A 9,992-nucleotide genomic window follows, 5' to 3' on the forward strand; every position below is an offset into this window, starting at 1 on the left:
GCGCAGCAAGCAAGTTCACCGACCGCTACGGCTTCGTGTGGAGCACCAGCGCGGTGGTCTGGGGCTGCTCGGTGCTGCTGTTCTTCGAGCGCACGCCGCAGGTCAACCAGTTCATGAGCTGGCTCATTGTGGCCGGCGTGGGCACCTTCCCGCTCAACGGGCTGGCGCTGCACCCGCCGCTGCTCAAGCGCTACGTCAACACGCTGTTCATCACCATGCTGGGCGCGGTGCTGGTGCGCCTCGTGGCCGTCACCATGCAGCACCCGCATTTCCAGTACGGCTACCTCATGCCGCTGCTGCCGGCGCTGCACTGGTTCCTGTTGCTGCGCGCCGGCCGCAACATCCATGAGACCGCGCGCAACAGCCTGGAGCTGTTGTTCCACAACCATATCCTGATCAAGTCGCTCACGCAGCAGCGGCAGGCGGCGGTGTCGGCCGTGGCCATGAAGAACCGCTTCCTGGCCAGCGCCGCGCACGACATGCGCCAGCCGGTGCTGGCGCTGTCGCTGTACGCCGACTGGCTGCGCAACGAGCCCGAGCTGGTGCTCGAACTGGCCCCGAAGATCGTGCGCGCCACCCACGCGGTGAACGCGCTGTTCGACTCCATGTTCGACCTGGCGCGCATCGACGCGGGCCAGGTGCGGCTGCACATCGAGCGCGTCGACGTGGCCGAGCTGCTGCACGACCTGGAGCTGCAGTACCGTCCCGTGGCCGAGAGCCGGGGGCTGGACTTCCGGGTGCACGTGACCGAGGGCTCGTTCCTCACCGACCCGATCCGCGTGCGCCGCATGATCGGCAACCTGCTCGCCAATGCCATCAAGTACACGACCGAAGGCGGCGTCTTGCTGGCCGCGCGCCAGACCCGCGAGGGCATGCGCGTGGAGGTGTGGGACACCGGCATCGGCATCGCGCCCGAGCACCTGCGCGACGTGTTCCTGGAGTTCTACAAGGTCGCCGACCATGCCGGCACCTCCGACGGCTTCGGCCTCGGCCTGGCCATCGTGGCGCGGCTGTCGCACGTGCTGGGGCACCCGGTCAGCGTGCGTTCGCGCCTGGGTAGCGGCAGCGTGTTCCGCGTGGCGCTGCACGACGCCGACGAGGCGGTGGCGCAGGCGCGGGTGAGTGCGTCGGGCGGCTGAGCGGCGCTCGATCACACAGGTGCCGCAACGACGCGGCGAGCGCGCGAATGCGTCGCCGGCTCTGCTATCTTCCCTGTCAATACACAAGGGAGGATCGAGCGGATATGGCTATTCAGTTCAAACATGCGTTGGGCGTTGCGGCGCTCGCATTGCTGACCGCATGCGGTGGCGGAGGGGGTGGCGGCGGAGGGCCTGTCTTCGGCCTGCCTTCGCCAAATTCGGGCACGAGCACGGGCGGGCCTTCCGGCCCCTCGGAGCCGGAGACACCGGCACCCGTCGGGGATGAACCGCCGCAAGCCCGCGTGGCAAAACCCGTCGACACGACCCTGGGGCTGGTCCTCAAGCTCGACGGCCGCACGAGCCAGGCGGCACAAGGGCGTTCGCTGCGCTACGTGTGGGTGCTGCAGTCCAAGCCCTTGACCAGCAAGGCGGTGCTCACGAGCGCCGACAGTGCAACCCCTTCTTTCCTCCCGGACGTTCCCGGCGAGTTCGTCGTTCGCCTGGTGGTGAACGACGGGGTGAAGGACAGCGAGGCGGCCTACCTGACGGTCACGCCCACCGCGCCGGCGGCGACGGGGCCGCATCTCAAGTTCGCGTTGATCGAGACGCTTGCCACGCCGGACAACGGAAACAGGTACATCCCAGATGCGAGCTGCGGCGGCTATCGGCCCGACACGCACTTCAAGGATTTCTGGCCGACAGCACTCGATGCGCGGGATTGCTTTGCGATCAATTCCCCGCTCGAACTCGAGGGGCGTTCGATGGGTTCCGGTTCGGCAGGAAGTCTGGACTTCCTGGTCCGCCGAATGGGTGAGACCGTCGTCGCGACCCCCGGAACCCTGCCGGCTGACACGCCGGCCACACCGGTCAGTGCGGCCTATGAAGTGACGGCAAATCCCGGGGCATTGGCGCGGACCCCGATCGGCAAGAGCAACGGGTTTTCCTTCCGCTACAGCCTGGAAGGGGCCCGGATGATCTACTGGCCAGATGATCCGCGCGTTGCCATCCAGCGGCCCAAGGCTCGATACCGCATTGCCGGAACGGTGGTGCCGGCCAATGCACCTCGCGGGTGGGAGGTCACGGGGCGGACCTCGGTTCGCATCGAGGTCACCTTGATCACCGACAGGGACAGTCCGTACGTCAAGGTCCCCGTCTATTCAAAGACCTTCGACACGGAGTTTTCCGAGAACGTCGAGCTCGACCTCAATGCGGCGGTCTATCAAGTGGTTCCGAACACGCAGGGGATCTACACCGTCGAGGTCGTGCATCAGCTCGTGTACCGGCGAAAGCCCTCCTGAGCGGATGAACGGAGGCGCCTGCAGGGGGCGCCTCCATGAAAAAACCGCGCACGAGGCGCGGTTCCTGATCAAGCCAGCTCTGGTTCAGGCTCAGCCCGACAGCAGCCCATTCGTTCTTGCATAGTGCAAGGCCTGCGTACGGCTCTTCACGCCCAGACGGCGGAACAGGCGCCACAGGTGCACCTTCACCGTGTGTTCGCTGATCTCCAGGTCGGTGGCGATGTCGCGGTTGCTCATGCCCTTGTCGAGCATGGCGATCAGCTGGGTCTGGCGCTTGGAGAGCTTGCCGCTGTTGGCGGCCGGCATCTCCTCGGTGTCGTCTTCCGACCCGGCCATCAGCAGGCCGCGCAGGGCGGCTGCCAGCTCATTGGAGCTGGCCGACTTCTCGATGTAGGTGTCGGCGCCGGCCTCGATGCAGGCGTCTTCCATGTCGGCGGCCGGGGCTGCCGAGTACACGGCGATCGGCACGTTCGGATAGACCTGCTTGACCGCGATCACGCCCGAGACGCCATTGGTGTCCGGCAGCTTCAGGTCCAGGCAGAAGAGAGTGGGCGCGCCACGCTGCTGGACCGAACTGGCGAGCTTGTCGAGCCGCTCGAGCTCGACGATGTTCTCGGCGGGGCGCAGGCGACGCAGGACCATCACGATCGCGTCGCGCATCAGGGGGTGGTCGTCGATGACATAAATGCTCATGTTTTCTTCCTTTGTGATCGCACCGTCTTCTCTCTTGTCACACCCGCCGGCGGATGGCCCGCGGGTTGTTGCCGGATCAATGTCCCTGGGTGGTGGACGTTGCCTCCGCCAGTGCCTCCAGCGCCTCGGTGGCGGCGCGAGCCTGTTGCGCGTCGACCGGTTCGAGCTGCGCGGCCAGTGCCGTGAGCGCCGCGCCGCGTTGCGCCTGCAAGTCGGCGATGGTACGGCCGGCTTCTTGCGGTGACGCGAATCCACGGCTTTGCAAAAGGGTTTCGCCGCGCGCATCGAGCAGCTTGAAATAGAACAGGCCGTCGGCCTTCTCGCGGTATTGCTTGAAGCTGGGCTTCGCCACCTTGGCGGCCTTGGTACCGGCGCCGTCGCGGCCCGCCGCGAGGTTGCGCAGGCCGACCGCATGGCGCAGCGAGGTCATGAAGGGGCGCGACAGCTTGCGCGCCTTCTCGGCGCCCAGCAGCAGGATGCGCTCGATCTCGGCCGGGTCGTTCATGAGCGCCTCGTAGCGCGCGCGCAGCGGCGCCACTTCGCGGTCGATGCGCTCGAACAGCACCTGCTTGGCGTCGCCCCAGGCGATGCCGTCGGCGTACGCCTTGCGCAGGGCCTCGGTTTCCTCGGCGCTGGCAAAGGCCTGGTAGATCTGGAACAGGGCCGAGCCCTCGGTGTCCTTGGGCTCGCCGGGCGCGCGCGAGTCGGTGACGATGCTGGCGATCTGCTTTTGCAGCTGCGCGCGCGGCGCGAACAGCGGGATCGTGTTGTTGTAGCTCTTGCTCATCTTGCGGCCGTCGAGGCCGGGCAAGGTGGCGACCGCATCGTCGATCTCGGCGTCGGGCAGCGTGAAGTGCTCGCCGTACTGGTGGTTGAAGCGCTGCGCCATGTCGCGCGCCATCTCGATGTGCTGCACCTGGTCGCGGCCCACGGGCACCTTGTGGGCGTTGAACATCAGGATGTCGGCGCCCATCAGCACGGGGTACATGAACAGGCCGGCCGTCACGTCGGCGTCGGGCTCCTCGCCCTTGGCGATGTTCTTGTCGAGCTGGGCCTTGTAGGCGTGGGCGCGGTTGAGCACGCCCTTGCCGGTGACGCAGGTCAGGAACCAGGTGAGCTCGGTGATCTCGGCGATGTCCGACTGGCGATAGAAGGTGACGCGTTCGGGGTCGAGGCCGCAGGCCAGCCAGCTGGCCGCAATTTCGAGCGTGGAGCGCTGGATGAGCGCAGGCTCCTGCACCTTGATGAGTGCGTGGTAGTCGGCCAGGAAGAAGTAGCTCTCGACGCCGGCCGCGACGCTCTGGCGCACCGAGTGGCGGATGGAGCCGACGTAGTTGCCGAGGTGGGGCGTGCCCGACGGCGTGATGCCGGTCAGGACGCGCAGGGGAGCTGGAGAAGACGAAGCCATGGGACGAAAGAGAAAACTTAGAGCAGCATTGCCTTGAGCGGCGTGATGAGCAGGTTGACCACGAAGTAGCCGGCATCCATCAGCGGGCGCAGCCAGTAGTTGCTGACGATGCCGGCAAGCACCAGCGCCATCACGATGAAGAAGCCGTAGGGCTCGATGCGCGCCAGGAAATTCTGCGCCGGGCCGCTGGGCAGCAGGCCGGCCAGCACGCGGCCGCCGTCGAGCGGGGGCAGCGGAAACAGGTTGAAGGCCCACATCACGAGGTTGACCAGCACGCCGCCCTGGCACATCTTGATGAAAAAGGTTTCACTGACGCCGGCCGCGACGATCACGATGAGCAGCACGGCCCACAGGATGGCCTGGATGAAGTTGGAGGCCGGGCCCGCGAGCGCGACCCACACCATGTCGCGCTTGGGATGGCGCAGGCGGTTGAAGTTGACGGGCACCGGCTTGGCATAGCCGAACAGGAAGGCGCCCGAGGTCGCGAAGTACAGCATCAGCGGCATCAGGATGGTCCCGATGGGGTCGATGTGCTTCATGGGGTTGAGCGTCACGCGGCCCATCATGGCGGCGGTGTTGTCCCCGAAGTGGCGTGCCACGTAGCCGTGCGCCGCTTCGTGCACGGTGATCGCGAAGATCACCGGCAGTGCGTAAATCAGAACCGTCTGTATCAGATTGGAAATATCCACTGCGCGATTGTGTCAGAGAGGAATGAGGCGGCCGAGCCGTTCGTCAGAGGCCAAGCACCGCGAGCGCACCCCGGCCCTGGCGCACCACGACCGGGTCGTCGCCCGCGCCCATGGGCGTGAGGTCGACCACGGTGGTCGGCTGCGACGGGCAGGCGCCGGCGTCGATGACGGCGCCGATCTGCTTCTCGAAGCGCTCGCGGATTTCCTGCGCGTCGTTCAGCGCCTCGGTCTCGCCGGGGGCGATGAGGGTGGTGGCCAGGAGCGGCGCGCCGTGCAGTTCCAGCAGCTCCAGCAGCACCTTGTGGTCGGGCACGCGCAGGCCGATGGTCTTGCGCTGCGGGTGACTCACGCGGCGCGGCACTTCCTTGGTGGCTTCGAGCAGGAAGGTGTAGGGGCCGGGCGTGGCGGCCTTGAGCAGGCGGTACTGCTTGTTGTCGACACGCGCGTAGTTGGCCAGCTCGCTCAGGTCTCGGCACAGCAGCGTGAGGTGGTGCTTGTCGTCGACCTGGCGGATGCGGCGCAGCTGGTCGACCGCGTCCTTGTCGTCCAGGTGGCAGGCCAGCGCGTAGCTGGAGTCGGTGGGCACCGCCACGACCTCGCCGCGCGCGAGCAGCGCCACGGCCTGCTTCAAGAGGCGCTGCTGGGGGTTCTCGGGGTGGACTTCGAAGTACTGGGCCATGGTGAATTGCTCCTGATCAGGATTCCGCCGGTTCGATCGGCACGCGCCGCTCGCGCACGGTGAGCCACGCGCCGGCGGCGCCGCACACGGCGATCATCGCCATGCCGATCAGCGAGAAGCGGTCGGGCACGTGGGAAAAGATGAGCCAGCCGCCCAGCATCGCAAAGGCGATCTGCGCGTACAGGTACGGGGTGAGGGTGGACGCCGGCGCGCGCTGGTAGGCCAGGATCAGCATGAAGTGGCCCACCGTGCCCATGAAGCCCATGAGGCACAGCAGCGCCCACCATTCCCACGAGGGCAGGGCGGTCCAGGCGAAGGGCACGGCCACCGAGGCCAGCAGCGTGCCGACCCAGCCGGTGTAGAAGTGCATGGTCAGCGGGTTCTCGGTCTGCGCGAGCTTGCTGGTGAGCACCTGGAACCAGGCGTTGGTCAGCACCAGCCCCAGCGGCAGCAGCACGGCCCAGCTGAAGCTGCCGCCGCCCGGACGCAGGATGACCAGCGTGCCGATGAAGCCGCCAGCCACCAGCGTCCAGCGCAGCGGCGACACCTGCTCCTTGAGCGTGGTGGCGGCCAGCAGCGTGATCACCAGCGGCGCGATCAGCACGATCGACGTGAACTCGGCCAGCGGCATGTAGCGCAGGCTCAAAAAGGCAAAGAGGCTCGAGCCCAGCAGCAGCGCGCCGCGCAGCGCCTGGTAGCGCGGGTGCTGCGTGCGCAGCAGGGCCGTGCCGCGCAGCGGCAAGAGCACCAGCGTGGTGGCCACGGCCTGGAAGGCATAGCGGAACCACACCCCCATGAGGATCGGCACGGCGAGCGTCGAGTACTTGGTGGCGGTGTCGAGCGTGGCGAAGCAGGCCACTGCCAGGATGACCAGCCCGATGCCCGCCAGGATGCGTTCGGATTCGGTGCGGCGGCGGGTGTGCGCTGCGGCGCGTGCCTGGGCGAGCGCGGCGGTGGCCGCGCTGTCGATGCCGGGCCCGGGGCTCTGGCTCACTGCTGGATGCGGTGGCCGAGCAGTTCCCACACCGGCGTGAGGCTGCCGGGCAACGGTGGCAGCTTGCCGAGATCGCAGTGGCTCTCGTCGGGGCTGTGGAAATCGCTGCCGCGCGAGGCGGCGAAATCGAACTCGAGCGCCTTGTCGGCGTACTCGACGAACTCGGCCGGCGTGTGGCTGCCCGTGACGACCTCGATCGCCTGGCCGCCGTGCGCCTTGAATTCGAGGAACAGCGCGTACTCCTCGTTGGCCGTGAACTTGTAGCGGCCCGGGTGCGCGATCACGGCCATGCCCTTGGCGGCGGTGATCCAGTGCACGGCGTCCTTCAGCGAGGCCCAGCGGTGCGGCACGTAGCCGGGCTTGCCTTCGGTGAGGAACTTGCGGAACACCTCGGGGGTGTCGCGGCAGTGGCCCTGCTCGACCAGGAAGCGCGCGAAGTGCGTGCGCGAAATGAGTTCGGGGTTGCCGACGAACTTGAGCGCACCTTCGTAGGCGCCGTGGATGCCGACCTTGGCCAGCCCCTCGGACATTTCCTGCGCGCGCTTGCCGCGGCCGCCGCGCGTGTCGTACAGGCCCTGCGACATGGCGGCGTCGTCGGGGTCGAAGCCCAGGCCGACGATGTGCACGGTTTCGTTCGCGAAGGTCACCGAGATTTCGGTGCCGGTGAGGTAGCGCATGCCGTTTTCGCGCGCGGCCGCAGCGGCGCGGTGCTGGCCGCCGACTTCGTCGTGGTCGGTGAGGGCCCAGAGCTCGACCCCGTTGGCGGCGGCGCGGGCGGCCAGCGCTTCGGGCGTCAACGTGCCGTCGGAGACCACGGAGTGGCAGTGAAGATCGGCATTGAGAGTAGAAGACACCGGCCGATTCTAGGCGCTCTCGCCCGCCGACACCGGCGTGTGGATGCTTCGCGGTGCTACTAGATAAATAGCATTAACCTCATCGCCCAAGCGGCTTGGCGCGCGCCGTCCCGTGGGCGCTCAGGCGCGCAGGTCGTGCCTGACGAGGTCGGCGGCGCGCTCGGCGATCATGATGATCGGCGCGTTCGTGTTGCCCGACACCAGCCGCGGCATCACCGAGCCGTCCACCACGCGCAGCCCTTGCAGGCCATGGACCCGCAGGCGGGCATCCACCACCGCGTCGCCGTCGTCGGCAGGGCCCATGGCGCAGGTGCCCACCGGATGGAAGATGCTGCCGCCGCGGCGGCGCACCCAGTCCAGCAGCTGCGCGTCGCTGGCCAACGCGGGCCCGGGCTCGTGCTCCTGCGCCAGGTAGCGCGCCAGCGGCGGTGCGGCGGCAATCTCGCGCATCTTGCGCACCAGCCGCACGGCCAGCGCGCGGTCGGCTTCGTGCGACAGGTAGCGCGGCTGGATCGACGGCGCCGCCAGCGGATCGGCCGAGCGCAGCATGATCTCGCCGCGGCTGTGCGGGCGCAGCAGGCAGGCCGACAGCGTCACGCCCGGGAACGGGTGCGGCGGCTGGTGCGGCCGCTCGAAGCTCACCAGCCCGAAGTGGATCTGCGCATCGGGCCATCCCGCGGCGTCGTCGCCCGCCGCAAAGAAGGCCCCGGCGCGGTAGACGCCGCCGTTCAGCGCGCCGCCGCGCGTCAGCAGATAGCGCATGAACTCGCGCGCGCTGCGCCAGCGGCTGTGGGCGATGTCGTTGAGCGTCTCGATGCCTTGGCAGCGGTAGCTGGGCCGCACCTGCAGGTGGTCCTGCAGGTTGCGCCCCACGCCCTCGAGCGGCGCCACCACCGGCAGGCCCAGGCGGCCCAGCAGCCCGGCCGGCCCCACGCCCGAGAGCTGCAGCAGCTGCGGCGACTGGATGGCGCCGGCGCTCAGGATCACCTCGTGCCGCGCCGAGACGCGTTCGGCCTTGCCGTCGCGCACGCACTCGACGCCGACGGCGCGCCGCCCCTCGAAGCACACGCGGGTCGCCTGCGCGCCCGACAGCACGCGCAGGTTGGGCCGGCCCCGCGCCGGCGCCAGAAAGGCCCGCCCGGTGTCCATGCGCCGGCCGTGGCGCGTCGTCATCCGGAAGTAGCCGGCGCCGCTGTTGTCGCCGTCGTTGAAGTCGGACGTGGGTGCGATGCCGGCATGCGCCGCCGCGGCGATGAAGGCATCGGACAGCGCATCGCGCGGCAGCTCGGACACCCACAGCGGCCCATCGGCCGCGGGTTGCGACCGGTCGAAGTAGGGGCGCACGCTGTCCCAGTCCCAGCCCGGGTTGCCCAGCGCGGCCCACTGGTCGTAGTCGGCGCGGTGGCCGCGCAGGTACAGCATGCCGTTGATGAGGCTGGAGCCGCCCGGCCCCCGCCCGCGCGGCCAGGGCAGGCGGCGCTGCGCCATGTCAGGCTCGGGGTCGGTTTCGAAGCGCCAGTCGTGCCGGGGGTGGCCCACCGTCTTGAAGTAGCCGATGGGAATGCGCAGCCACGGGTTGCGCGAGGGCCGCCCCGCCTCGACCAGCACCACCTGCAGCGCGGGGTCTTCGCTTAGGCGGGCGGCCAGCACGCAGCCCGCCGAGCCGCCGCCGACGATCACGATGTCCGCCTGCATCGCGCGTGCTCAGTCGGCCTTGATGCCGGCGCCGCGGCCCAGGCGCAGCCACTTGTCCGACTCGGCCGCCAGCACGGTGCGAAAGCGCGCCGGCGTCATCGGCTCCGGCTCAAGCGCCAGCGTGGCCAGGCGTTCGCGCACCTCGGGCGCGGCCAGCGCCTTGGCGAGCGCATCACTGAGCCGCTCGACGATCTCGCGCGGCGTGCCGCTGCGCACCGTCATGCCGTCGAAGGAGCGCAGCTCGAAGCCCGCGTAGCCCTGCTCGATCATCGTGGGCACGGCGGGCAGGGCCGGCAGGCGTTGCGCGCCGGTCACCGCGAGCGCGCGCAGCTTGCCGGCCTGGATATGGGGCAGCGCCGCCGACGCGGTCAGGAACATGGTGTCCAGGCGCCCGGCCAGCAGGTCGCCCACCGCCATCGGGAACTGGTTGTACGGGACGTGCGTGAGCTGGCTGCCGGTCTGCTGGGCGAACAGCGCGCCGGCCAGGTGCGCCGGCGTGCCGTTGCCGCCGGAGCCGAAGCTCAGCGTGCCCGGCCGGGCCTT

10 protein-coding genes are annotated in these 9,992 nt (G+C 68.9%); 2 read left to right on the forward strand and 8 right to left on the reverse strand.

All coding sequences use genetic code 11. The annotated features are described in order from the left end of the window. A partial coding sequence (shkS, locus tag VBO01S_RS29235; protein WP_062482117.1) for a surface-behavior sensor histidine kinase ShkS occupies positions 1-1,139 on the forward strand: 1,139 nt, incomplete at its 5' end. Positions 1,140-1,243: 104 nt separating this feature from the next. Next, complete coding sequence (locus VBO01S_RS29240) at positions 1,244-2,437, forward strand: hypothetical protein (RefSeq protein ID WP_157627491.1); 1,194 nt, start codon at positions 1,244-1,246, stop codon at positions 2,435-2,437. Positions 2,438-2,527: 90 nt separating this feature from the next. On the opposite strand, the gene VBO01S_RS29245 is transcribed toward VBO01S_RS29240, so the two are convergent. The 8 genes from VBO01S_RS29245 to VBO01S_RS29280 form a co-directional block, all read right to left on the reverse strand. Beyond that, positions 2,528-3,130, reverse strand: coding sequence for a LuxR C-terminal-related transcriptional regulator (locus VBO01S_RS29245; RefSeq protein WP_056578680.1), 603 nt, complete (start codon positions 3,128-3,130; stop codon positions 2,528-2,530). 76 nt (positions 3,131-3,206) lie between these two features. Beyond that, positions 3,207-4,538: a tryptophan--tRNA ligase gene (locus VBO01S_RS29250; protein WP_062482122.1), complete on the reverse strand. Its 1,332-nt coding sequence runs from the start codon at positions 4,536-4,538 to the stop codon at positions 3,207-3,209. A gap of 17 nt (positions 4,539-4,555) precedes the next feature. Next, positions 4,556-5,227: a site-2 protease family protein gene (locus VBO01S_RS29255; RefSeq protein ID WP_062482125.1), complete on the reverse strand. Its 672-nt coding sequence runs from the start codon at positions 5,225-5,227 to the stop codon at positions 4,556-4,558. 43 nt (positions 5,228-5,270) lie between these two features. Further along, positions 5,271-5,906, reverse strand: coding sequence for an L-threonylcarbamoyladenylate synthase (locus VBO01S_RS29260; RefSeq protein ID WP_062482128.1), 636 nt, complete (start codon positions 5,904-5,906; stop codon positions 5,271-5,273). 16 nt (positions 5,907-5,922) lie between these two features. Further along, on the reverse strand, positions 5,923-6,900 hold the full coding sequence (locus VBO01S_RS29265) for a DMT family transporter (RefSeq protein WP_062482133.1): 978 nt from the start codon (positions 6,898-6,900) through the stop codon (positions 5,923-5,925). Next, positions 6,897-7,754 (reverse strand): 3',5'-nucleoside bisphosphate phosphatase, encoded by an 858-nt coding sequence (locus tag VBO01S_RS29270; RefSeq protein ID WP_062482136.1) that lies wholly within the window; start codon positions 7,752-7,754, stop codon positions 6,897-6,899. The genes VBO01S_RS29265 and VBO01S_RS29270 overlap by 4 nt, the downstream gene beginning before the upstream one ends. Positions 7,755-7,874: 120 nt before the next feature. Further along, positions 7,875-9,449 (reverse strand): GMC family oxidoreductase, encoded by a 1,575-nt coding sequence (locus VBO01S_RS29275; RefSeq protein WP_062482139.1) that lies wholly within the window; start codon positions 9,447-9,449, stop codon positions 7,875-7,877. Positions 9,450-9,458: 9 nt separating this feature from the next. Next, on the reverse strand, positions 9,459-9,992 hold a 534-nt coding region (locus VBO01S_RS29280), incomplete at its 5' end, for a Bug family tripartite tricarboxylate transporter substrate binding protein (protein WP_169805106.1).

The sequence above is a fragment of the Variovorax boronicumulans NBRC 103145 genome, assembly GCF_001591345.1.
GTDB classification, from domain to species: Bacteria; Pseudomonadota; Gammaproteobacteria; order Burkholderiales; family Burkholderiaceae_C; genus Variovorax; species Variovorax boronicumulans.